20 protein-coding genes, 2 tRNA genes and 1 pseudogene are annotated in these 21,753 nt (G+C 59.3%); 9 read left to right on the forward strand and 14 right to left on the reverse strand.

Annotated elements, in window-relative coordinates:
• Positions 1-509 (reverse strand): annotated as a pseudogene (locus HMPREF3009_RS13560) (HNH endonuclease); the annotation flags it as partial.
• 119 nt (positions 510-628) lie between these two features.
• Positions 629-3,169 (reverse strand): aminopeptidase N, encoded by a 2,541-nt coding sequence (gene pepN / locus HMPREF3009_RS06500; RefSeq protein WP_070680845.1) that lies wholly within the window; start codon positions 3,167-3,169, stop codon positions 629-631.
• A gap of 99 nt (positions 3,170-3,268) precedes the next feature.
• Here pepN and HMPREF3009_RS06505 point away from each other — a divergent pair, with 99 nt between their 5' ends.
• Together HMPREF3009_RS06505 and HMPREF3009_RS06510 are read left to right on the forward strand one after the other, a co-directional pair.
• Positions 3,269-3,883 carry a mycothiol-dependent nitroreductase Rv2466c family protein gene (locus HMPREF3009_RS06505; RefSeq protein ID WP_070511991.1) on the forward strand — a complete coding sequence of 205 codons (615 nt, stop codon included), beginning with the start codon at positions 3,269-3,271 and terminating at the stop codon, positions 3,881-3,883.
• Between the two features lie 37 nt (positions 3,884-3,920).
• Positions 3,921-4,394 carry a ribose-5-phosphate isomerase gene (locus tag HMPREF3009_RS06510; RefSeq protein ID WP_046647313.1) on the forward strand — a complete coding sequence of 158 codons (474 nt, stop codon included), beginning with the start codon at positions 3,921-3,923 and terminating at the stop codon, positions 4,392-4,394.
• Here the strand turns inward: HMPREF3009_RS06510 and HMPREF3009_RS06515 are convergent.
• Positions 4,391-5,218, reverse strand: a complete 828-nt coding sequence (locus tag HMPREF3009_RS06515; protein WP_070680848.1) for an aldo/keto reductase — start codon at positions 5,216-5,218, stop codon at positions 4,391-4,393. The two genes, HMPREF3009_RS06510 and HMPREF3009_RS06515, sit on opposite strands and share 4 nt — an antisense overlap.
• Before the next feature lie 154 nt (positions 5,219-5,372).
• A tRNA-Gly gene (locus HMPREF3009_RS06520) sits at positions 5,373-5,447 on the reverse strand.
• A gap of 199 nt (positions 5,448-5,646) precedes the next feature.
• On the opposite strand from HMPREF3009_RS06520, the gene HMPREF3009_RS06525 reads away from it, so the two are divergent.
• From HMPREF3009_RS06525 to tig, 3 genes are all read left to right on the forward strand, one after another.
• On the forward strand, positions 5,647-6,465 hold the full coding sequence (locus HMPREF3009_RS06525) for a hypothetical protein (RefSeq protein ID WP_070680851.1): 819 nt from the start codon (positions 5,647-5,649) through the stop codon (positions 6,463-6,465).
• 137 nt (positions 6,466-6,602) lie between these two features.
• Positions 6,603-6,676 (forward strand) — tRNA-Pro (locus tag HMPREF3009_RS06530).
• A gap of 73 nt (positions 6,677-6,749) precedes the next feature.
• Positions 6,750-8,108: a trigger factor gene (tig, locus tag HMPREF3009_RS06535; protein WP_070680854.1), complete on the forward strand. Its 1,359-nt coding sequence runs from the start codon at positions 6,750-6,752 to the stop codon at positions 8,106-8,108.
• Positions 8,109-8,280: 172 nt separating this feature from the next.
• Here tig and HMPREF3009_RS06540 read toward each other — a convergent pair whose 3' ends face one another.
• The 6 genes from HMPREF3009_RS06540 to HMPREF3009_RS06560 all read right to left on the reverse strand — a co-directional run bounded on the left by HMPREF3009_RS06540 (position 8,281) and on the right by HMPREF3009_RS06560 (position 13,744).
• Positions 8,281-8,862, reverse strand: a complete 582-nt coding sequence (locus tag HMPREF3009_RS06540; RefSeq protein WP_049154325.1) for an NADPH-dependent FMN reductase — start codon at positions 8,860-8,862, stop codon at positions 8,281-8,283.
• Positions 8,863-8,901: 39 nt separating this feature from the next.
• Positions 8,902-9,207 carry a hypothetical protein gene (locus HMPREF3009_RS13450; protein WP_023020917.1) on the reverse strand — a complete coding sequence of 102 codons (306 nt, stop codon included), beginning with the start codon at positions 9,205-9,207 and terminating at the stop codon, positions 8,902-8,904.
• A complete protein-coding gene (nrdF, locus tag HMPREF3009_RS06545; protein WP_023020918.1) occupies positions 9,158-10,183 on the reverse strand; it encodes a class 1b ribonucleoside-diphosphate reductase subunit beta in 1,026 nt (341 codons plus the stop codon). The genes HMPREF3009_RS13450 and nrdF overlap by 50 nt, the downstream gene beginning before the upstream one ends.
• Before the next feature lie 51 nt (positions 10,184-10,234).
• Positions 10,235-12,430 carry a class 1b ribonucleoside-diphosphate reductase subunit alpha gene (gene nrdE, locus HMPREF3009_RS06550; RefSeq protein WP_070680855.1) on the reverse strand — a complete coding sequence of 732 codons (2,196 nt, stop codon included), beginning with the start codon at positions 12,428-12,430 and terminating at the stop codon, positions 10,235-10,237.
• 50 nt (positions 12,431-12,480) lie between these two features.
• Positions 12,481-12,948, reverse strand: a complete 468-nt coding sequence (nrdI, locus tag HMPREF3009_RS06555; RefSeq protein WP_070680858.1) for a class Ib ribonucleoside-diphosphate reductase assembly flavoprotein NrdI — start codon at positions 12,946-12,948, stop codon at positions 12,481-12,483.
• 115 nt (positions 12,949-13,063) lie between these two features.
• Positions 13,064-13,744, reverse strand: a complete 681-nt coding sequence (locus HMPREF3009_RS06560) for a metal-dependent transcriptional regulator (protein ID WP_070680861.1) — start codon at positions 13,742-13,744, stop codon at positions 13,064-13,066.
• A 138-nt stretch (positions 13,745-13,882) separates the two neighbouring features.
• Here HMPREF3009_RS06560 and HMPREF3009_RS06565 point away from each other — a divergent pair, with 138 nt between their 5' ends.
• Complete coding sequence (locus HMPREF3009_RS06565) at positions 13,883-14,482, forward strand: ATP-dependent Clp protease proteolytic subunit (RefSeq protein WP_070517922.1); 600 nt, start codon at positions 13,883-13,885, stop codon at positions 14,480-14,482.
• 21 nt (positions 14,483-14,503) lie between these two features.
• On the forward strand, positions 14,504-15,127 hold the full coding sequence (locus HMPREF3009_RS06570; protein WP_070447792.1) for an ATP-dependent Clp protease proteolytic subunit: 624 nt from the start codon (positions 14,504-14,506) through the stop codon (positions 15,125-15,127).
• Positions 15,128-15,196: 69 nt separating this feature from the next.
• Here HMPREF3009_RS06570 and fabG read toward each other — a convergent pair whose 3' ends face one another.
• Together fabG and HMPREF3009_RS06580 are read right to left on the reverse strand one after the other, a co-directional pair.
• Positions 15,197-15,967, reverse strand: coding sequence for a 3-oxoacyl-ACP reductase FabG (gene fabG / locus HMPREF3009_RS06575; RefSeq protein ID WP_070680864.1), 771 nt, complete (start codon positions 15,965-15,967; stop codon positions 15,197-15,199).
• 41 nt (positions 15,968-16,008) lie between these two features.
• Entirely contained in the window at positions 16,009-17,313 is a 1,305-nt protein-coding gene (locus HMPREF3009_RS06580) for an MFS transporter (RefSeq protein ID WP_070680867.1), read from the reverse strand.
• A gap of 200 nt (positions 17,314-17,513) precedes the next feature.
• On the opposite strand from HMPREF3009_RS06580, the gene clpX reads away from it, so the two are divergent.
• The gene (clpX, locus tag HMPREF3009_RS06585; protein ID WP_046648969.1) at positions 17,514-18,809 is read left to right on the forward strand and encodes an ATP-dependent Clp protease ATP-binding subunit ClpX; all 1,296 of its coding nucleotides are present in this window, start codon (positions 17,514-17,516) and stop codon (positions 18,807-18,809) included.
• Between the two features lie 238 nt (positions 18,810-19,047).
• On the opposite strand, the gene HMPREF3009_RS06590 is transcribed toward clpX, so the two are convergent.
• Positions 19,048-19,791, reverse strand: a complete 744-nt coding sequence (locus HMPREF3009_RS06590; protein ID WP_070680870.1) for a TetR/AcrR family transcriptional regulator — start codon at positions 19,789-19,791, stop codon at positions 19,048-19,050.
• A 175-nt stretch (positions 19,792-19,966) separates the two neighbouring features.
• Here HMPREF3009_RS06590 and HMPREF3009_RS06595 point away from each other — a divergent pair, with 175 nt between their 5' ends.
• Positions 19,967-20,929, forward strand: a complete 963-nt coding sequence (locus HMPREF3009_RS06595; protein ID WP_070680872.1) for a malate dehydrogenase — start codon at positions 19,967-19,969, stop codon at positions 20,927-20,929.
• Here the strand turns inward: HMPREF3009_RS06595 and panC are convergent.
• Positions 20,926-21,747: a pantoate--beta-alanine ligase gene (gene panC / locus HMPREF3009_RS06600; protein ID WP_070680875.1), complete on the reverse strand. Its 822-nt coding sequence runs from the start codon at positions 21,745-21,747 to the stop codon at positions 20,926-20,928. The two genes, HMPREF3009_RS06595 and panC, sit on opposite strands and share 4 nt — an antisense overlap.
• Positions 21,748-21,753 lie beyond the last annotated feature (6 nt).

The raw sequence follows: 21,753 nt of genomic DNA on the forward strand, positions 1-21,753 counted from the left end.
ACGTCGTTGGCGGCTTGAAGCAGGTCGGTGGTGTTGGTGGATTCGAGGACACCGCGCATGTTGGCAATCGTAGTGGCATCGTCAGTAATGGAAAGGGTGTTGGGGCCTTGTGCGCGGTAGGTGATGCGCACCCCTGGTTTGGCTATGCGTTTGGAACGCAGTTCTTTCAGGCGTGTGGCGGCGACGGTGGGGATGCGGTGTGCGGGTGTGGCGGTAAGTCTGACTCTCAGGTTCCAGGCGTCGAGGGTTTTCTTTACTTTTGAAACGTAGGTTTCAATGAGTGTGAGGGTGCCTAGGCTGTGGCGTTGTTGAATGGCGGCAGCGCGTGCCTTTTTCTGTTTGCCGGTGTAGCGGGTGGGGCCGAAGTACACCTGGTGCAGGCCTGCGAGTTCGGTGGCGTCGGCTGGGTCAGCGCCGAGCGCGCGGAGCTCATCGGGGGTGCCAGGTATATGCTCCACCAGCGCAATCCCCGAGTTGCGGAGGCGGAGGTAGGTTTCGATATCCCCCATGGGCACGAAGATTAAACCAGCACCCGCAACCCCGCAACCGGAGGAACAAAATCCCTGGGTAAAAGGGTAATGGGGCTGGTACGAGAAAAGCCCCTCAACAGGAGGGGCTAGACGCGGTGTTAACCGCGGTCGACGGCGCGGTTGCGCAGGGCGCGGGCGAGGCGGTCACGCTGCTCGGTCACGGCGCGGCGCAGGCCACCGGCCAGGTCGCGGGAGAGGAACTCGTCGGCGCGGTCGAGGGTCTCCTGGCTGACATCCCAGCGCGGGAACAAGCCGGTCACCGTGGTCAAGGCAATCTCGTTGGACTGCGCGGACCAGATCTTTTCCGCCACGTCGAAGAACTCTGCACTCGGCAGGAGCTCGTCTGAGCCAACAAAGGTCAGGCCCGCTAGCTTCGACTCCAAGTCGCGGTTGCCCAGTTCGCCGGCGACAATCTCGTCCCACACTGCGCGCTTGTTGTCCTCGGTGTTTACGGCAGCCAATGCCTTAAGCGAGGCCTGGTAGCCCGTCGCGGTGTTATCGCGGTTGAGTTCCTCAGCCACCGCCGTCATGGCGGCGCCGGCGGCTTCGGGGCCGGTGACGTCGGCAAGCGAGCCATCGGCGATGAGCGCAGTGAGTGCCTTCCAGCGCAGGCCCGCATCCGAGGAGGTCTTAAGGAGCTCTTGGAAGAAGGTGCGGGAGGCGTCGTGAAGCTTGATGCCGGCCAGCGCCTGGGTGAAGACGATGGAGCGCTCGGCGTCATCGGATCGGGCGCCGGCGAGGAGGGCGTCGGCAAGCTGCGTATTCTCCTTTGCCCACTCCGGGTCGGCGTAGGTGGACTGGGCCGTTGCGGCCTGGGCGAGGATGCGCTCGAGCACGGCGAGCTCAGTCTCCGCCACCGCACCGCGGGCGACGAGTGCCACGAAATCGCGGGCGCGCATCGAGCCCGCGCGGGTCATCTCCCACGCGGTGGACCAGCACAGAGTGCGGGCCATGGGGTCTTCGAACTTGTCGACATTCTCCAACAAGAACTTTAAGGAACCCGCATCCAGCTCGATGAGGCAGTAGGTGAGGTCATCGTCGTTAGGCAGCACGAAGTCGATGTCCGCTTGCTTGCGGCCGATGAGTTCCGGGATCTCGGTGGAGGCGCCATCGATATCCATCTCGATGCGCTCGGTGCGCACCACCTTCTCACCCTGCAAGGCATAGACGCCGACAGCGATGCGGTGCGTGCGCAGGGTATCGCCGCGCTGGGTGAGGTGGGCCTGCGTGATGGTACCGGACTCGTCCGCCTCCAACGCCACACCCAGTGTGTTGACTCCTGAGGTCTTCAACCACTGTTGCGCCCAGAATGAAAGGTCACGCCCTGAGGCCTCCTCCAAGTGGCGCAACAGATCCCCGAACGTGGCATTCGACCACTGGTGCTCCTGGAAATGGCGGCGCACGCCGGCGAAGAAGTTCTCACGGCCCACATAGGCCTGCAGCTGCTTGAGCACCGACGCCCCCTTGGCGTAGGTGATGCCGTCGAAGTTCTGCTCCACAGTCTCAATATCGGAGGCATCCGTGGAAATCGGGTGCGTCGTGGGCAGCTGGTCCTGCTGGTAGGCCCAGGCTTTCTCCACGTTGGCAAAGGTCACCCACGCGGTGTCGTACTGGGTCTCCTCCGCCTGGGAAATCGCCGCCGACCAGGTGGCGAAGGACTCGTTGAGCCACAGGTCATCCCACCACTGCATGGTCACGAGGTCACCGAACCACATGTGCGCCAGCTCGTGCAGAATGGTGTCCGCGCGGCGCTCGTACTTGTAGTGCGAGGCTTGCGACGTAAAAACATACTCGTCGCGGATGGTCACGCAGCCGGCGTTCTCCATTGCGCCGGCGTTGAACTCCGGAACGAAAATCTGGTCGTACTTGCCAAAGGGGTAGGCAAAGCCGAAGTTGCGGTGGTAGAAATCAAAACCCTGCTTGGTCTCCGTGAACAGGCGCTCGGCGTCGAGCGAATCCAGCAGCGAGGGGCGGCAATAAATACCCAACGGCACCTCAACGGTTTTAGCAGGCGAGCCCTCCGGGTGCTCCGCCAGCGTGCCCGTCCACGTATCCGTCACGCCCACATACGGGCCCGCACACAGAGCAATCAGGTACGTCGACAGCGGGTAATCCACCGCCGCGCGCACGGTGTTGCCTGAACGCGTGATGGGGGAGTTCGTAATCACTGTCCAGTGCTCCGGAACCTCAAGAGCCAGCGAGTACGTAGCCTTCAGATCCGGCTGGTCAAAGCAGGCGAAGACGCGCTTGGCGTCGGCAGTCTCGAACTGGGTGTAGAGGTAAGCCTCGCCGTCGACCGGGTCGACGAAGCGGTGCAGGCCCTCGCCCGTGCGGGAGTATCGAATCTTCGCCACGACCTTCAGCTCATACTCCGCCACCTGCAAACCCGACAGCGGGATCCCGTACGTCGGGTCATAAGCACTGGTGGGCAGGGGAGCGCCGTTTAGGCGGACCTCGAGAAGCTCGTCACCGCGCAAGTCAATAAACGTAGAACCGGCCTTCTTAACTCGGAACTTCACCACCGTGGTGGAGGTGAAAAACTCTTCCCCAGTGAGGTCGAGGGCGACGTCGTAGTGGCTTACCTCCAGCATGCCGGAGCGCTGCTGGGCTTCCTCGCGGGTGAGGTTAATCGAGGTCATGTAGGTTACTCCTCTTCGTCGGTGATTAAGTCTCTGCACCAGCGTAGTCACACGCCTAGGGTGGGGTGCCACAGACTACACAAGCAAAGGAGATTTACTGTGGCCCAACAAGTAACCTTCTGGTTCGACTGCTCCTGCCCCTTCGCATGGCTGACCTCGCGCTGGATTAAGGAAGTGGAGAAGGTCCGCGATATCGAGGTGACCTTCCAGCCGATGTCCCTCTCCGTGCTCAACAAGGGCCGCGACTTGGACCCGGAGTACATGAAGATGATGGAGGCCAACTGGGGCCCTGCCCGCGTAGCAGCCAAGATTGCCGTGGAGGCCCCGGACAAGGTCGACGCCTTCTACACCGCCATGGGCACCCGCATCCACACGGAGGGCCAGGGTGGCAAGAAGGGTTACGGCGCCTACGACGACATCATCAAGCAGGCGCTTGACGACGTCTCCCTCCCCTCCACCTTCGCCTCCGTGGCCAACACCGAAGAGATGGATGAGAAGCTCACCGAGTTCCACAACCGCGGCATCTCTGAGGTTGGCGATGAGGTCGGCACCCCGGTGGTGAAGTTCGGCGATACCGCTTTCTTCGGCCCGGTCATTACCCGCGTTCCCACCGGCGAGGAAGCCGGCGAGCTTTTCGACGCCTCCGTGCGCCTCGCCAAGTTCCCGTACTTCTTCGAACTCAAGCGCTCCCGCACCGAATCCCCGCAGGTTTAGTGCGTGGGATGGCCCACAGGCCGGTAGGATGTGGGCCATGCGCGTTTATTTAGGAGCAGACCACGCAGGGTTCGAGATGAAAAACATCATCGCCGAGCACCTGAAGAAGCAGGGCCACGACGTCATTGACTGCGGTGCCCACGAGTACGACGCCGAGGATGACTACCCGGCATTTTGCATTGAGGCCGCGCTGCGAACCGTCAACGATCCGGGCTCGCTCGGCATCGTACTGGGCGGTTCCGGCAACGGCGAGCAGATCGCCGCGAATAAGGTGAAGGGCGCGCGCTGCGCCCTGGCGTGGTCCCCGGAGACCGCACGCCTGGCCCGCGAGCACAACAACGCCCAGCTCATCGGTATCGGTGGCCGCATGCACTCCGAGGAGGAGGCACTCGCGATCGTGGATGCCTTCCTGGATCAGGAATGGTCCCGTGCTGAGCGCCACCAGCGCCGCATCGACATTCTTGCTGAGTACGAGCGCACCAACATTCCGCCGGAGCTTCCGGAGGCCTAGTTCATGTCCTTGGGGTGAGTGCCGCCGCGGCCCTCTTCCCCGAGGTCAAGATCAGTAATCGCAGCCATCTCGGATTCATCGAGTTCGAAGCCGAATACATCGAAGTTCTGCGCGATGCGCTCCGGGTTTTCGGACTTCGGGAACACGATGACGCCATTTTGCAGGTGCCAGCGGATGATCACCTGGGCGGGGGAGACGCCATACTTTTCGGCAGGCTCGGTGATTTCCGGCTGCTCGAAAAGGTCCGTCTTACCCTGGCCTAGTGGGCCCCAGGCTTCGATGTGCACCTGGTGGGCGCGGAAGGCATCGAGCTCACGCCAGCGCTGTAGGTAGGGGTGCAGCTCCACCTGGTTGACCACGGGGGTCTCATCAGTCTGGGTTTCTAGCTGGTCCAGGTGCTCGAGTTCGAAGTTGGAAACACCGATGGACTTGGCCTTGCCGGCCTTCTTTAGTTCAATGAGCTGCTTCCATGCCTCGACGTAGTGGCCGTTATCTGGGCAGGGCCAGTGGATGAGGTAGAGGTCCACGTAATCGAGACCTAGCTTCTCCAAAGACTCGTCGAGAGCTGCGGCCGCATCAGTCTGGCGGTCGTTCCACAGCTTCGTGGTGATGAACAGCTCCTCGCGGGGGATGCCGGACTTGGCAATCGCGCGGCCCACACCTTCCTCGTTGCCGTAGATGGCAGCGGTGTCGATGTGGCGGTAGCCCACCTTGAGGGCTTCGAGGACCAGTTCCTCGGTCTTGTCGGGTTCTACCTTGAAGACACCGTAGCCGAGCTGGGGGATGGTGTTGCCGTCGTTGAGTTCAATAATGGGTACAGTCATGCGGCCCACTCTACGTAGGGGCGGCGCATTCTGACAGAAAAGATGCATGGCCAGGCATGATGCGGCGGCAAAACAAGCCATGGGCGCTAACGAATGTGAAAAACGACTGAAGCCGCACCGGCTACCTAAAATAGGTGGTCAATGCAGCTTTTCGTGGAGGGAATGACGGGAATCGAACCCGCGTCTTCAGCTTGGAAGGCTGAGGTATTAGCCACTATACGACATTCCCACAACCGGCAATCTTCAACTTTCAAGGCCTTGACTTTGAAAGCCGTTGAATCGGCGTGCCGATTACTTTAGCGCACGTGGTCGCTGAAAGGAAAATGGGAACTTAAGCGGGGTAAAGCGCGTTACTTTGAGTAGGTGTACAAGCAAAACAACACATAGTTCAACACGCAATTCAACTCTGAGATGAAAGTGGTGCTTTCGTGAGCTCGTTATTGCTCCTTATCCTCGTCGTCGGTGGCGGCGCATGGTTCCTGTCCTCGCGCAACGGGAAGAAGCAGCAAGAGCTGCGTGAATCCCAGCGTTTTGAGGACGCGATGGCGGATGCACGCCGCTGGACCGAGCGCCTTGGTGGACAGGTCATGAACTTAAGCGGAACGGACACCGCCTCCCAGCAGGCCATGGCGGATGCGTCCGAGCGTTTTACCGCCGCGAACTCTGCGATTTCCCAGGCCACGACGGTCAAGCAAGCACACCTAGCGCGCGAATCTGCGCTGGAGGGTCTTTACTATGTTGCGGCCGCCCGCGAGATTATGGGCATGGATCCGGGCCCAGAGCTGCCGCCGCTGGAGGGCCAGCGCCAGGCCGGCAAGGTGACGGAGACCCGCACGGTGGAGGCAAACGGGGAGACGCTGACGGCGTCGCCAAGCGCATCTGCAGAAACCCCCAACTACTACCCGGGTGGTGTCGTAGCAGGACGCCCGGTCCCGGCCGGTTGGTACTCACGCCCGTGGTGGGCTGACGCGTTGACCACCGGCGTGTGGATGGTGGGCTACTCCATGATGTTCAACGCGATGTTCGCGGGCATGTCCGGCGTTGGTTACTCCGCCGCAGCCGCAGAAAGCGGTGACTGGGGCGGAGACATGGGCGGCGCCGACGGCATGGACCCCGGTGCCATGGATGGTGCCGGAGACATGGGCGCCGGTGACGCCGGGGGAGGCGAGGAAGGCGGCTTCTTCGATGGCCTCTTTGGCGGCGACGGGGGTGATGGCGGAATGTTTGATTTCGACTTCGACTTCTAGCGCTAAAGCTGCCCCTGACGTGGGGAAACAAAGTTTAATTGGGGCCGGTGTTGGGATAGTCAAGCAGCTATCGGTACACTAGCCCCAGTATGAAGCGCAGCTGCGTGCGGAACTTCCCGGCGCAGAGGCTTTCCATACGGGGCGTGGCGCAGCTTGGTAGCGCACCTGCTTTGGGAGCAGGGGGTCGCAGGTTCAAATCCTGTCGCCCCGACGTATGGGGGCCTGGACACTCATCCAGGCCCCTTAATTTCATCTTTGAACGATCACAATCAGGAGAGTTTCTCGTGAAGACCACCGTAGACAAGCTGAGCGATACCCGCGTCAAGCTCACCGTCAACGTTCCGTTTGCTGAGCTGGACAAGGAAATCGATCAGGCCTACGCGGCGATCGCGCAGCAGGTTTCCATCCCGGGTTTCCGTAAGGGCAAGGCTCCGCGCCAGCTTATCGACGCCCGCTTTGGTCGTGGCCCCATCCTCGAGCAGGTAGTCAATGACATGCTGCCGTCCCGCTACGAGCAGGCCGTTGAAGAAAATGACCTCAAGGTTATTGGTCAGCCGGAGATCGACATCGCCAAGCTGGAGGACAACGACTTTGTCGAGTTCACCGCTGAGGTAGATATCCGTCCGGAGTTTGAGGTGCCGGACTTCTCCAAGATTTCCGTCAAGGTGCCGGCGCTCGAGATCGGTGATGAAGACGTAGACAAGGCGCTCGAGGATCTGGCTTCCCGCTTCGGTGAGCTTAAGGACACCAAGCGCAAGATGAAGACCGGTGACTTCTGCATCGTGGATATCACCACTGAGGTCGACGGCACCAAGCTGGAGGAGGCATCCCACGAGGGGCTGACCTACCGCATTGGTGACGACAACCTCATCAAGGGCCTCGACACTGCCCTGCGCGGCATGAAGACCGACGAGGACAACGAGTTCACCACCACCATCCAGTCCGGTGAGCACGAGGGCGACGAGGCCACCGTCAAGGTCCATGTCCAGCAGACCAAGGAGCGCAAGCTGCCGGATCTCGACGACGAGTTCGCGCAGATGGCTTCCGAGTTCGACACCATCGACGAGCTGCGCGAGGACACCAAGACCCGCGTCGAGGAGTCCAAGAAGTCCGAGCAGGCTGCCGCCATCCGCGATGAGGTCCTGAAGGCCGCTCTGGCAGAGGTTTCCTTCGAGCTGCCGTCCTCCATCGTTGATGAGCAGGTTCACGCTCAGCTGCACCAGGTCATGGGTCAGCTGGCTCACGACGAGAAGGCTCTGGCCCAGCTGCTTGAGGCACAGGGCACGACCCGCGAGGAGTTCGACGCTGATGCTCGCAAGTCCGCTGAGGAATCCGTTCGCACCCAGCTCTTCCTCGACGCCCTGGCTGAGATCGAGGAGCCGGAGGTGTCCCAGCAGGAGCTGACCGACCACATCCTGTTCACCGCGCAGTCTTACGGCATGGACCCGAACCAGTTCATCCAGCAGCTGCAGTCCAGCAACCAGCTGGGCAACCTGTTCTCTGACGTTCGCCGCGGCAAGGCCCTGGCAACGGCTATCTGCCGCGCCGAGGTTACTGACGAGGCCGGCAACAAGGTTGACGTTGACCAGTACTTCGGTGAGATCGAAGAAGAGGACGCTGCTGAAGCTTCCGAGGAGAAGTAATCTCCCGCTTGTAACGCGCTGCTGCCACATGTGTGGTGGCGAGCGCGCATGAAACCCCGGATTCAGGTAACTCAAGGATGAGCCTGAATCCGGGGTTTTGTCATTGTGAACGCCCTCTAGGAGTCTTTGAGTACTTCGTAGAGGGCGTGATGGGTGTTGGCTAGGGATATCGCTAGCCGTTCGTGGCTCTACCGGCCTCGTCGGTTAGCTGCAGGAAGCGCATGACGTAATCCTTGACAAAGTCTGCGGTACGTTGATTGAGATGTCCGGACTCTTCGAAAAGGGTGGGGGATTGGCCCAGAAATACTTCGGGCTGACCAGGGAGCGGCATATCGAAGTAGGACAGGGCGAGGCGAAGGTTCTTCTGTGAACTGTAGCCGCCCATGCGGCCTACAGAGTGGCTAATGATACCTGCGGGAAGGTTCTTCCACGCCACATCTGAGTTGGGCTTAGAGCCGATGTCCACTGCGTTCTTGAGGCAGGCAGGGATAGTGCGGTTGTTCTCTGGCGTAATGAAGAGGATCCCGCTCGAGTTCTTGATGGTCTCGCGAAAGGTGGTGTACTCAGCCGGAGTGGGCTTGTCCGTGACGGCGGGGTCATCGTAGTCGAAGTCATAGAGCGGCAAGTCACGGATTTCCACGATGTTTGCCTCGTAGTCTTCAGGGATCATCGTGAGCACCTCGTGTGCAATCTTGCGTGCAAATGACTCTCGGCGCAGGCTGCCGACGATAACGCTGATACGTGGGGTGGTCATGGTAAACCTTCTTTCTTAGTTGGGTGTAGGGAGACGTGGTCAAGGGAGAAAAGGCTTGCAGCCAAAGGCCGGTGGTGGGCCGGCAGCGTGGGCGGCGGTGAGGAAGCCATCTACTTTGTCTCCTTCTTCATGGCGGAAGTACAGTTCGATGAGTCCTAGAAGCCCCCCGAGGACGGCCTCTCGTGCGGCGGATGTATTCAACAGCCGCATGGCTGCGGGTTGGTTTCCTTCGCGGATGGCTTCAAACAGCGCGATGGTCTCAAGCCAGCTTCCTTGGTCCGGTCGCGGAAAAGGTTTAGAAATCCCAGTCATCATCACTCGTTTCTTCAGCAGTACCAATGACATAGGAGGAACCAGATCCAGAGAAGAAGTCATGGTTCTCATCTGCTCCGGGGGCTAGGGCGGCGAGGATTTCTGGGTTCACTTCCGTTTCTTCGGGCGGGAAATAGTCCGGGTAGCCCAAATTCATGAGTGCCTTATTGGCGTTATAGCGAACGAACACGGCTACATCATCCATGAGTCCCAAAGGCTCATATAGCTCGCCGGAATAGTCCAGCTCTAGTGCATAAAGCTCTTCGAGCAAAGAAATGGTGAAATCATGCATCTCCTTCTGCCGTAGCGGGGTCGTGGATTCAAGACCGCGCTGATATTTGTAACCCGAGTAGTAGCCGTGCACTGCCTTGTCACGCAGAATGAGGCGAATCATGTCTGCCGTATTTGTCAGGGTGGCGTGGACAGAAAAGTGCAAGGGAAGATAGAAACCCGCGTAGAGAAGCAATGAGGAAAGCAGCGTCGATGACACCTTGCGTTTGAGTGGATCCGGCCCAAAATAGTGCGCGAGCACTTTCTTGGCGCGTGCCTGGAGAAGGTCGTTATTCACCGCCCAGCGGTATGCTTCATCAATTTCCTTTGTACTGCTCAGGGTAGAAAACACTGAAGAGTATGAACGGGCATGGACTGACTGCATGAAGGCGATGTTGGTATACACGGCCTCCTCGTGTTCGGTGCGGGCATCTTGAATCTGACAGATTTCTCCCACAGTGGCCTGGACAGTATCCAGGGTGGTGAGTCCCGTGAACACCCGCATGGTGAGGTTGCGTTCCTCGGGTGTCATCTTCTGCCACGCCGGGAGATCATTAGAAAGCGGGACCTTCTCTGGCAACCAAAAATTGGCGGTGAGACGGTTCCACACTTCAAGATCCTTGTCATCGCTCACCCGGTTCCAATTGATGGCGCGGATGCGGGCTGAAGGATCATGCCGGTAGCTCGGCGGAGTAACTGAAATGCTGGTTAGTTCAGCACTGTTTGATGTTGAAGACATAGCTTCCTTCTTTCTGAGTGAATGGTTGTAGACAAGGGGAGGGCCGTGCTCCTACAAAGCACAGGAGACGCAGCCTTCGACCTCGGTTCCTTGGAGCGCGGATTGGCGTAAACGGATGTAGTAGAGGGTCTTGATTCCGGCTTTCCAGGCATAGATTTGTGCCTTGTTGATGTCCCGCGTGGTGGTATCAGCGGTAAAGAACAAGGTCAGGGAAAGTCCTTGGTCCACGTGTTGGGTGGCCATGGCGTAGGTGTCGATGATTTTTTTGTATCCCACGGCGTAGGAGTCATCGAAATACTCCAGGTTGTCGTTGGTCATTTCCGGCGCGGGGTAGTACACGCGCCCCAAGCGGCCTTCCTTGCGTATTTCAATTTTGGAGGCAATCGGGTGGATGGACGCGGTGGAGTCATTGATGTAGGAAATTGATCCAGTGGGTGGAACTGCCTGCAAGTAGGCGTTGTAGATGCCGTCTTGCATCACTTGTTTCTTGAGCCGTAGCCAATCCTCGCGTTGAGGAATCTGCACGCCTGCTTCATGGAAGAGCTGTTTTACGTGTTCAGTGGCTGGCACCCAGTCTTTGTCGATGTATTTGTCAAAGTAGGCGCCAGTGGCATAGGTGGATTCTTCGAAGCCTGTGAATCGTTGACCTTTTTCAACCGCGAGTGCATGGGATGCGCGGAGCGCATGGTAGGTCACCGTGAGGAAATAGATATTTGTAAAGTCCAGTGCCTCGGCGCAGCCATAAGGAATACGCTGTGAAGCAAGGAAGCCGTGGAGATTCATTTGGCCCAGACCAATGGCATGCATGGAGGCATTTCCGTGAGCGATGGAAGGAACAGCTTCGATATTCGTCAGGTCTGAAACCTTCGTGAGGGCACGTACTGCGGTTTCGACGGTCTCCCCAAAGTCCGGTGATTCAAAAGCCTTCGCAATGTTGAGCGAACCTAGATTGCAGGAAATATCCTGGCCGACGGTGGTGTAGTCACCCGAAGCTCCGTAGGTCGATGGCGTGTTGACCTGGAGGATTTCACTACACAGGTTGGACATATTGATATGTCCTTTGAGGGGATTAGCGCGGTTGACCGTATCCTCAAAGAGGATGTAGGGGTATCCGGATTCAAACTGAAGCTCAGCCAGCGTGGTGAAAAACTCGCGGGCCTTAATGGTCGTGTGAGAAATTCGCGGATTGGCAACCAACTCGTCGTAGCACTCGGTGATGGACATGTCAGACATGGCTACGCCGTACTCGCGAGCGATGTCATACGGGCTAAAAAGATGCATATCCTTGTTCTCTTTGGCCAGCCGGAAGGTTATATCTGGAATAACAACCCCCAGCGAAAGAGTCTTGATGCGGACTTTCTCATCGGCATTTTCCCGCTTGGTATCCAGGAAGCGAAGAATATCTGGATGGTGCGCATGCAGGTAGACGGCTCCAGCGCCCTGCCGGGCGCCCAATTGGTTGGCATAGCTGAAGCTATCTTCGAGAATTTTCATGACTGGGACTACGCCGGAAGCCTGGTTCTCAATCTTTTTGATCGGGGCTCCGGATTCGCGCAGATTGCTCAGCAACAAGGCCACTCCACCACCGCGCTTTGATAGTTGCAGTGCAGAGTTCACGCTGCGGCCAATGCTCTCCAGATTGTCTTCGATTCGCAGAAGGAAGCAGGAGACCATTTCGCCGCGCTGGGCTTTGCCTGCGTTGAGAAAAGTAGGGGTGGCGGGCTGGAAGCGTCCGGTCATGATGTCATCCACCAGCTTTTCTGCGAGCTCTTCGTCGCCCTGTGCAAGGTATAAAGCTGTGGTGGCGACACGTTCTTCGTAGCCTTCTAGGAATCGGGAGCCATCAAAGGTTTTCAGTGCATATGAAGTAAAGAACTTAAATGCGCCGAGGAAGGTGCGGAACTGGTGTTTAGCTTGGTGTGCTCTGTCGTACATGGCGCACAGAAAGGCGTCATCATAAAGCTCAAGGAAATCCCGCTCGTAGTACTCGTTATCAACCAACCATTCCAAGCGTTGCTTGGTGGAATCGAACTGTTGCATGCGGGGAGCGACATGGTGTGTGACATAGTCTTGTGCTGCCTGAATGTCCTTGTCAAACTGGATTTTTCCAGAAGCGTCGAACAAGTTCAGCTGCGCGTTGAGTGCGTGGTAGCTTTTGCGCTTGCCGACACCGCCGGCATTGTCTGCTGAAACGGTGCGGGGCGTAGTGCCATTAGGTTGTGTGGGGGTGGCATCGAGAGGCCACATTGTGTTTTCCAATCTGTGTGATGCGGATGTGTTCTTCATCTTGTGGGGGATTAATGGGGTGTCATCGTTAGCTGCTTTTGCTGCTCCCAAAACTTTTGAAGGCCCTGCTTTACGGTGGCAATGTCCTTCTGGGTGCCGAGAAGCTCGAAGTGATACAGCTCGGGTACGTGGCACTTGGCGGAAATGATGCGTCCGGCGACGCAGTAAGCACTTCCGAAGTTGGTATTCCCTGAGGTAATAACGCCCCGGATAAAGGAGCGGTTGATTGGGTCATTGAGGAAGTCGATGACCTGTTTGGGGACTGCGCGTTTGAGCGAGCCTCCGCCGTAGGTGGGAACGATGAGTACGTACGGGTGTGAAACCTGGATCATCCCGGTTTTCTTGGGGCGCAGTGGAATGCGCACCGCGGGTCTATCTAAGCGTTCGACGAATCTTTTTGTATTTTCTGAAACGCTAGAAAAATACACCAAATCTGGTGAGTCTGACATAGCAATCCTGCTCATCCTGGCCTTAGCCATAAGTGGGATAGGTGATATTCGAAAAGACTAACTACGCAATGGCGTAGTTGCAACTACGGCCCAACGTAGTTTTGAAAAGGGCAGGTGAGAGTAGGATTAATGCAAAGGGGAAGGTCTAACGGCTGTGGTGTGCTACAAACACTGCGTCGGTAGCTGGGCGTCCAAGCACTACCCACTGAGTGCTGCCGGCCACCTGTATTTCGAGAGAATCTGAAAAGGGCGCTCCCTCGCGCGTGCTAAGAACAGCCCCTGTGACAATGCCGCGCTCTTCAAGGAACTTCAGCAGTTGTGGGTCGGAATCAGAAATGCGTTCCACGGTCACTTGCGGTTGTGCACCGCTGTCGGTGAGACGGTGCGCACTGGGGATTGTGATCTGTCCATCAACCGTAGGGATAGGATCGCCGTGCGGATCCCTAGTGGGGTAATTAAGGAACCTATCTACACGTTCTATGAGCATGTCGGACACCGCGTGTTCGAGATTTTCGGCTTCATTATGGACTTCGTCCCACGTGTAGTCCAATGCTTGAACCAAAAAAGACTCAAGCAATCGGTGGCGGCGCACCATGACCAATGCGTACTGCCTGCCAAGTTCGGTTAACTCCACAGAGCCATAGGGCGTGTGTGACACGAGCCCTTGCTTCGACATTTTGCGCACTGCATCGGAGACCGAGGAGAGCTTGAGTCCCAGCTGTTTCGCTATAAGTGTGGCGGTAACGGGCTCGGATGACCATTCTTTTAGCCCCCAGATAGCTTTCAAATAGTTCTGGGTACTGGTGGACAGCTCGGAAACAGACATGAGTAAATGTTAACCCAGCTTCCGTATGTGCCTTTGGCGCTGTGCCCCAACGCTTATAGCGAACAGAGGCCAAGTTTGAGAGGAATGCCGGTAAGGTGGGGCCAGTTAAAGCATTCTTCACTTCAAGGAGAACCACTAATGTCTGAGAATATTTCCATGGACTCATCCTCAACGGGTATGAACCTGGGTGATAGCGTCTATGAGCGCCTTTTGCGCGAGCGCATTATTTTCCTGGGAACCCAGGTGGATGATGAGATTGCCAACAAACTGTGCGCCCAGATCCTCCTGCTGTCCGCAGAGGACCCAACGCGCGATATTTCGCTTTACATCAACTCCCCGGGTGGCTCCGTCACCGCGGGCATGGCCATCTACGACACGATGAAGTACTCGCCGTGCGACGTGGCTACCTATGGCATGGGCCTGGCTGCCTCGATGGGCCAGTTCCTGCTGTCAGGCGGCACCAAGGGCAAGCGCTACGCGCTGCCGCACGCCCGCATTATGATGCACCAGCCTTCTGCCGGTGTTGGCGGTACTGCTGCAGACATTGCCATCCAGGCGGAGCAGTTCGCGCAGACCAAGCGTGAGATGGCGGAGCTCATCGCTGAGCACACGGGCCAGACCTTCGAGCAAATTACTAAGGATTCGGACCGCGACCGCTGGTTTACCGCCCAGCAGGCCAAGGAATACGGCATCGTCGACCACGTCATCGAGTCCGTCAACGGTCCTATCACCAACTAGGGAACAAGGAGTTTTATCACTATGTCTAACCTTCAGATGCCTTCTTCCCGCTACGTTCTGCCGGAGTTCATTGAGCAGAACGCACAGGGATCGAAGACCACCAACCCGTATTCCAAGCTTTTTGAAGAGCGCATCATCTTCCTGGGCACCCAAGTCGATGACACCTCTGCTAACGACATCATGGCGCAGCTGCTGGTCTTGGAGTCCCAGGACCCGGATCGCGATATCACGATGTACATCAACTCCCCGGGTGGCTCGTTTACCGCGTTGATGGCCATCTACGACACCATGCGCTACGTGCGTCCTGACGTGCAGACCGTGTGCCTGGGCCAGGCGGCATCCGCAGCGGCCGTTCTGTTGGCCGCCGGTGCTCCGGGCAAGCGCGCCGCTCTGCCGAACTCTCGTGTGCTGATTCACCAGCCGCGTACGCAGGGCACGCAGGGCCAGGTGTCGGACCTTGAGATCGAGGCCAACGAGATCGAGCGCATGCGCCGCCTCATGGAGGAGACCCTGGCTGAGCACACCGGCCGCACTGCGGAGCAGGTGCGCATCGATACCGACCGCGACAAGATCCTCACCGCGCAGGAAGCCGTCGAATACGGTCTTATCGATACCGTCTTTGATTACCGCAAGCTCAACGCATAGCTGAATAGACGAATTCAGCCCCGCTTTCGGATGTTTCCGGTAGCGGGGCTTGACGTCGTTATAAGGCTCTTAGCTCTCGTAGGGAGGCAGGATAGCCTCCGGGGACTCAGGCAGGATCTGGCCGCCGTCAATGATGAGGGTCTGTCCCGTTATGTAGCCTGCCTCGCGGGAGGCGAGGAAGGCCGCGGCGTTGCCGATATCGCGCGGGGAACCTAAGCGGTGCATGGGGACGGAGCGTGCCATTTGGTCGAGGTACTCCTGGCCTTGGCCCTCCAAACCCTCGGTGAGGATGTTGCCTGGCAGAACACCGTTGATGGTGATGCCATCACGGGCAACTTCCAGTGCCGCGGAGCGCATGAAGCCTTGTTGTGCGGCCTTCGAAGCGCCGTAGTGCGCCCAGCCTGGGTAACCGGTGTGCGAGCCGGTGATAGACGTCGTGATGACGATGCGCCCGTAGCCCGCTTTCTTCATATAGGGCAGTGCTTCCTGCACCACGGTGAACGTGCCGTGCGTGTTGATGGCGAACATGGCGTCCCATTGCTCGTCGGTCATGTCCTCGAGCGGGCAGTTGGGGAAGACACCGGCGTTGGAACAGACGATGTCGATGCGGCCATAGCGCTTGACGACGTCCCTGTAAAGGTTGCGGACGGAGTCGCGCGAGGTGACGTCGACAAGCAGGGCGTCCGCCCCGAGTTCTTCGGCGGCCTTCTGGGCGGCCTCGAGGTTGAGGTCAGCGATGACGACGGTCGCGCCGGCTTCGCGCAGAGCGCTGACGATACCGCGGCCGATTCCGGCGGCGGCGCCGGTGACGATGGCGACGTGGTCCTGAAGATCAAACATGTGGTGCTCCTCAGCGGTTGGGTCTGTGTGCGCCCTCCAGCCTAGGCCGCCACAGGCTGGGGTGCTGTCTGCTTGGTGGTTGCCGTGTAGGCGCGCACACCGATGAGGGAGACTGCTGCAAGTACTGCGGTGACACCAGCAAGGGTGTACAGGCCGGTGGGGGTCCAGCCGCTTTCGAGGAGGTAGCCCGCCAGGATGGGGGCGAGGGTAGCGCCCACGCGAGCGATGCCGATGGCAGCGCCCGTGCCGGTGGTGCGCAGCGCCGAAGGGTAAGCCTCCGGGGTGACGGTGTAGAGGCCGGAGATGCAGGCGTTGAGGGTAAGGCCTACGCCAACGCCGAGGGCAAACATGAGGGAAGGCACGGTGGTGGAGTTAATGAAGCCGATAAGGACGACGGAGGAGATAAGACAGAAGACGATGAGCAAGGGACGGGCGTCGATGCGCGTGGTAAATAGGCCGAAGAGAATGGCGCCGATGGCACCGCCGAAGGAGAGCATGATGCCCCCGATGATGCCCTGTTGCGCGGTAAGTCCCTCGGCGGTGAGCAACTTCGGGGTCCACTGCGAGGTGAAGTTGTAAGCAAACATGATGAAGCTAAAGGCCAGCCACAGCTTGATGGAGGTGCGCAGGAATTGCGGCGAGACGAGGTCCTTGTAGGAGGCCTTGTGGGCGGTGCGGGGGCGGACGCTGACCTCTCCCGTGAGGCCGAGTTTGGCAGCGATGGTACGGACAGAATCCATGCGGCCGCGCGCGGCGAGGAAGTCGGCGGACTCGGGGACGAAGGCAACAGTGAGGATAAGGGCGACAACGGTGAGTGCTGCCCCGACCCAGAAGATGGGCTGCCAGCTATCGAAGGAAGAGGCGACAACGCCGCAGAAGGAGGCACCGAGGCCATAGCCGGAGGCGTAGATGGCGACGGCCAGGCCGCGGAAGCGCAGGTTGGAATACTCGCTGACGAGGACGGTGACGCAGACAAGCACGCCGCCGACTCCGATGCCGGTGATGAGGCGGCACAGCAACAGCAGGCTAAATGTAGGCGCGAGGGCGGTGAGCACGAGGCCGACGAGGTCAATGACGAGCGAGACCGTAATGAGGGTGGTGCGCCCAAGGCGGTCAGCCAACGGGGCGAGAAAGAGCGAGCCAAGGCCGATACCGATGAGAGCGGAGGACAGGAGCCAGCCAAGGGAAGAATCGGACAGCGCGAACTCTTCGCTGACGGTGCCTGCGCCGAAGGCCATGGCCACCATGTCGTAGCCGTCGAGGGCATTGAGGAAGAGGGCAATGGCGATGATGAGCCATTGGCGTGCGCCCATGGGGGAGCGGTCGATGAGTTCGCGGATGTCCATGAAAATCTTTCTGCTGATAGAGCGGTTTCGATGTAAGTTAGTGAACCGCTCTGTCTATGTCCACTAACTGCCGTTTTAAATTCAAGGGCGCGCCGCTGAGTGAGGAATAGCGCTCGAGTCTGAGTGGTTTACTAGAGTGGAACAAACTGCGGTAAAATCGCCCCCACCATAACCCCAGAGAAAAGAGTTGAAAGGCCTTCATGGCACGTATGCAAGAAAGCGCTGACCTGCTCAAGTGTTCCTTCTGTGGAAAGAGCCAGAAGCAGGTGAAGAAGCTTATCGCCGGCGGCGGCGTCTACATCTGTGACGAGTGCATCGAGCTTTGCAACGAAATCATCGAGGAGGAGCTCGGCGCGGCTCAGGCCGAGGCGGACGAAGAGAAGGAGATGCGCCTTCCGCGTCCTTCGGAGATTTCGGCTTTTCTGGATAAGTACGTCATTGGCCAGGACCAGGCCAAGCGCGTGTTGTCGGTGGCTGTGTACAACCACTACAAGCGCATCAAGGCTGAGGAGGCCGCGGGCCTGGAGGGCCGCCGGAAGAAGGCGCAGGATGAAGAAGTTGAGATTTCTAAGTCCAACATCCTGATGCTGGGCCCGACGGGCTCCGGTAAGACCTACCTGGCGCAGACCTTGGCGCGTTTGTTGGACGTCCCCTTCGCCATTGCGGATGCCACGAGCCTGACCGAGGCTGGTTACGTGGGCGAGGATGTGGAGAACATCCTGCTCAAGCTGCTGCAGGCAGCGGACTTTGATGTGGAGCGCGCACAGCACGGCATCATCTATGTCGATGAGGTGGACAAGATCTCCCGCAAGTCGGAGAACCCCTCGATTACCCGCGATGTGTCCGGTGAGGGCGTGCAGCAGGCGCTGCTGAAGATCCTTGAAGGAACCGTGGCAGCTATCCCACCGCAGGGTGGGCGCAAGCACCCGAACCAGGAATTCATCCAGCTGGATACGACCAACATCCTCTTCATCGTGGCCGGCGCGTTCGCGGGTTTGGACAAGGTGATTTCGGAGCGCGTGGGTAAGAAGGGCGTGGGCTTCGGTGCCAAGCTGGAAACTAAGGATGAGAAGGAATCAGTCGACTTCTTCTCACAGGTGCGCCCGGAGGACCTGGTGAAATTCGGCCTCATCCCTGAGTTCATCGGCCGCCTGCCGGTGGTTGCCACGGTGGATAACCTGGACCGCGAATCGCTAGTTAAGGTGCTCGTGGAGCCGAAGAACTCTCTGGTCAAGCAATACCAGCGCCTGTTCAGCATGGATGGTGCGGAGCTGCACTTCGAAGACGCAGCGCTGGAAGCGATCGCTGAGCTCGCGCTCGAGCGCAAGACCGGTGCCCGCGGCCTGCGCGCCATCATGGAGGAGCTGCTCGTGCCCATCATGTATGACCTCCCAGACCGCGAGGACATCGCCAGCGTCCACATCACGAAGGACTGCGTGACTGACGGCGGCGAGCCGGAGTTCGTGTACTCGGACGAGGCGAAGGAATCCGCCTAAACGGCATCTCTTAAAAGGCATCTTCAAGGCTGAAGATGCCTTTTGTGCTGTCTACATGGCGTTTTCAGCCCGAAAACGCCGTCTGTCAGATGCCATCTGCCTGTTGGGGGCAAAGGAACCAGATGAATGGGACCATGTAGCTGTGGCGTGAGATCGTGACCTGGGCTTTTGCTCAGGCCGGCGCGCACATGGTTCCTCTGCTTTGGTCTCTTTGCCCGCGCGGTGCTGGGAGAGGGATCTAGCCGTAGAGACCCGTGGGCACGTCGCCCTCATCCTCGGTGGAGTAGACATCCAAGGGTGCTGACTCGGCGTCAAGCTCAGTTTCGTTCTGAGCGAGGTAGGACTCAAAACCGATGTCGGGGATATTCGCTGTGAGGAAGGCCAGCACGGCATCGACGGCCATGCGGTGTAGGCCTTCGGTGTTGTTGTGGGTATGCATGTCGATGTCGAGCAGGTTGCTCATCATCGCGTGATTCGTCACCCGGTACATCGTGAGCGCAGAAATCAACGTGAAGATGTCGTTGGCGGAAATGCCTGGGCGGAACGCGCCGGAATCTTGGCCCAGCATGAGGAGCTTGTCGAGGTGGAGGGAGATCTCGGAAACGTCGACAAGCGCCTGCGAGGACTCCAGCACACTGTGGGAGGATTCCATCGTCAGCATCCGAATGGCCTCAGGGTTATCCACATGCTGGCGGAACAACCAATCCACCAAGGTGCGCACGCCCTCGACCGGAACGGCGGAGTTGATCTCCAGGCTGCCCTCCGGCGGGTTGAGGCGCCGCGCCGCCGCCGCCAAGGCTTGCTGGTAGAGGCCCTTCTTGTCCCCGAAGTAGTAGTGGATCATGCGCTTGGACATCCCAGAGAGCTTCGACACGGATTCGAGCTTGGTCTCGGCATAGCCGTGCTCAGCAAACTCTGCAATCGCAACATCGATCACGCGCTCAACAGAGCCGGAGTCGACCGATGCAGTCTCAGTGCTCATGGAAAGTCCCGTCTAGTCGATGAATATGCGTACAGTTGTCCACTATGCCGAAAAAAGACGGTCATGGAGCTCAAGTACAAAGAACTCGCATCTTTCGGGGGTAAAATTACACCCCATGGGGGCGAAAAACGGGACTAGGCTGGGAAGGTGAGTACCGAGCCGAAAGGATTCACACATGACTGCTTCCCAACCCGTCAAGATTACCGTGACCGGCGCCGCCGGAAATATCGCTTACTCCCTGCTGTGGCGCATCGCTGCGGGCGATGTCTATGGCAAGGACACCCCGGTGGAGCTGGCTTTGCTGGAAATCCCGGACGCCATTGGCGCAGCTGAGGGCGTGGCGATGGAGCTTCATGATTCCGCATTCCCGCTGGTACGCGGCATCACCGTGACCGATGATCCGAATGTGGCCTTCAAGGACACCAAAGCCGCTTTCCTCGTGGGCTCCCGCCCGCGCACCAAGGGCATGGAGCGCGCAGACTTGCTGGAGGCCAACGGTGCCATCTTTACCGTGCAGGGCAAGGCGCTGAACGACGTCGCCGCGCGCGATGTCCGCGTCCTCGTCGTGGGTAACCCGGCCAACACTAACGCTTATATCGCTGCCAACAGTGCACCGGACCTGGACCCGAGCCAGTTCACCGCGCTCATGCGCCTGGACCACAACCGCACCCAGAGCCAGGTCTCCCTCAAGACGGGCATGCCCACCGCGGAGCTGACCAAGGTTGCCGTCTGGGGCAACCACTCTGCATCCCAGTTCCCAGACCTGACCTTCTCCAACGCCGAGGTTGATGAGACCTGGTACAAGGAAGAAATGATTCCGAAGGTGGCTAAGCGCGGCGCCGAGATCATTGCTGTGCGCGGTAAGTCCTCAGCCGCTTCCGCAGCGTCTGCCGCAGTGGACCACATGCACGACTGGATCCACGGCACTGAGGATTGGCGCACCGCAGCCGTCGTCTCGGATGGCTCCTATGGCGTGGACGAGGGCCTCGTCGCAGGTTTCCCCACCGTCGCCCGCGACGGCAAGTGGGAAATCGTTCAGGGTCTCGAGCTCAACGATTTCCAGAAGGAGCGCATCGAGGCCTCCGTGCAGGAGCTGCGTGAGGAGCGCGAGGCCGTAGCCCACCTGCTCGAGGGCTAAGCCTCAAGCACTAAGTTATCGATGAGCCGCACCGGCCCCACCTGCGCCGCCACCAGCGCCAGGGCGGGCCGGTGTTGCGCATCAATGGGCTCCAGCGTGGCCGGGTCCACCACGGTGAGGTAGTCCACCGTGACGCCGGGGGAGGAGGCGAGCTGGGCTTCAGCCTCGTCGAGGGAAGCACCGTCCCGCAGCGCAAAGAGCGCCTGGGACAGCGCCACGGCTTGCTCGCGCTCGGCAGGGCTCAGGCGAGCATTGCGGCTGGACTCGGCCACGCCGTCCGCTGCGCGCACGATGGGCGCGCTGATGATCTCCAGCGGCAGGTCGAGGTCCGCCACCAAGCGCCGGATAACGGCCACCTGCTGGGCATCCTTCTGCCCAAAGTAGGCATGGTCGGGGCGCACGAGGTTGAACAGCTTGCTCACCACGGTGGCCACGCCGTCAAAGTGGCCGGGCCGCGAGGCACCTTCCAAAACCGAGCCCATCTCGCCGGTGCGCACCCACACCCGCGGGGTGCCATCCGGGTACATCTCCTCCACGCTGGGGGCGAAGACAGCATCAACACCCAGCGAGTCCAGCAGCGCGGCATCCGCATCCAGATCGCGCGGGTAGGCGCGGTAGTCTTCGCAGTCGCCCAGGTCGGTGAATTGGAGGGGGTTGACGAAGACCGAGCACACCACGGTGTCGTTCTCTTCGCGGGCGCGGCGGAGGAGGGACGCGTGGCCGTCGTGAAGCGCGCCCATCGTGGGCACCAAGCCCACGGTGCCGGAGGCTGCGGCGCGGAAGGCGCGGAGTTCAGATTTAGTTGTGAGGATCTGCATGGCCAA

Source organism: Corynebacterium sp. HMSC034H07 (assembly GCF_001815175.1).
Classification (GTDB): Bacteria; Actinomycetota; Actinomycetes; order Mycobacteriales; family Mycobacteriaceae; genus Corynebacterium; species Corynebacterium hiratae.

Excerpts from the sequence above, each read along its gene's own strand:
- pepN (WP_070680845.1), bottom strand. The coding sequence starts at position 3,169 with ATGACCTCGATTAACCTCACCCGCGAGGAAGCCCAGCAGCGCTCCGGC.
- HMPREF3009_RS06510 (WP_046647313.1), top strand. The coding sequence starts at position 3,921 with ATGCGCGTTTATTTAGGAGCAGACCACGCAGGGTTCGAGATGAAAAAC.
- HMPREF3009_RS06515 (WP_070680848.1), bottom strand. The coding sequence starts at position 5,218 with ATGACTGTACCCATTATTGAACTCAACGACGGCAACACCATCCCCCAG.
- HMPREF3009_RS06540 (WP_049154325.1), bottom strand. The coding sequence starts at position 8,862 with ATGACCACCCCACGTATCAGCGTTATCGTCGGCAGCCTGCGCCGAGAG.
- HMPREF3009_RS13450 (WP_023020917.1), bottom strand. The coding sequence starts at position 9,207 with ATGTCATTGGTACTGCTGAAGAAACGAGTGATGATGACTGGGATTTCT.
- nrdF (WP_023020918.1), bottom strand. The coding sequence starts at position 10,183 with ATGTCTTCAACATCAAACAGTGCTGAACTAACCAGCATTTCAGTTACT.
- nrdE (WP_070680855.1), bottom strand. The coding sequence starts at position 12,430 with ATGTGGCCTCTCGATGCCACCCCCACACAACCTAATGGCACTACGCCC.
- nrdI (WP_070680858.1), bottom strand. The coding sequence starts at position 12,948 with ATGGCTAAGGCCAGGATGAGCAGGATTGCTATGTCAGACTCACCAGAT.
- HMPREF3009_RS06560 (WP_070680861.1), bottom strand. The coding sequence starts at position 13,744 with ATGTCTGTTTCCGAGCTGTCCACCAGTACCCAGAACTATTTGAAAGCT.
- HMPREF3009_RS06565 (WP_070517922.1), top strand. The coding sequence starts at position 13,883 with ATGTCTGAGAATATTTCCATGGACTCATCCTCAACGGGTATGAACCTG.
- HMPREF3009_RS06570 (WP_070447792.1), top strand. The coding sequence starts at position 14,504 with ATGTCTAACCTTCAGATGCCTTCTTCCCGCTACGTTCTGCCGGAGTTC.
- fabG (WP_070680864.1), bottom strand. The coding sequence starts at position 15,967 with ATGTTTGATCTTCAGGACCACGTCGCCATCGTCACCGGCGCCGCCGCC.
- HMPREF3009_RS06580 (WP_070680867.1), bottom strand. The coding sequence starts at position 17,313 with ATGGACATCCGCGAACTCATCGACCGCTCCCCCATGGGCGCACGCCAA.
- clpX (WP_046648969.1), top strand. The coding sequence starts at position 17,514 with ATGGCACGTATGCAAGAAAGCGCTGACCTGCTCAAGTGTTCCTTCTGT.
- HMPREF3009_RS06590 (WP_070680870.1), bottom strand. The coding sequence starts at position 19,791 with ATGAGCACTGAGACTGCATCGGTCGACTCCGGCTCTGTTGAGCGCGTG.
- HMPREF3009_RS06595 (WP_070680872.1), top strand. The coding sequence starts at position 19,967 with ATGACTGCTTCCCAACCCGTCAAGATTACCGTGACCGGCGCCGCCGGA.
- panC (WP_070680875.1), bottom strand. The coding sequence starts at position 21,747 with ATGCAGATCCTCACAACTAAATCTGAACTCCGCGCCTTCCGCGCCGCA.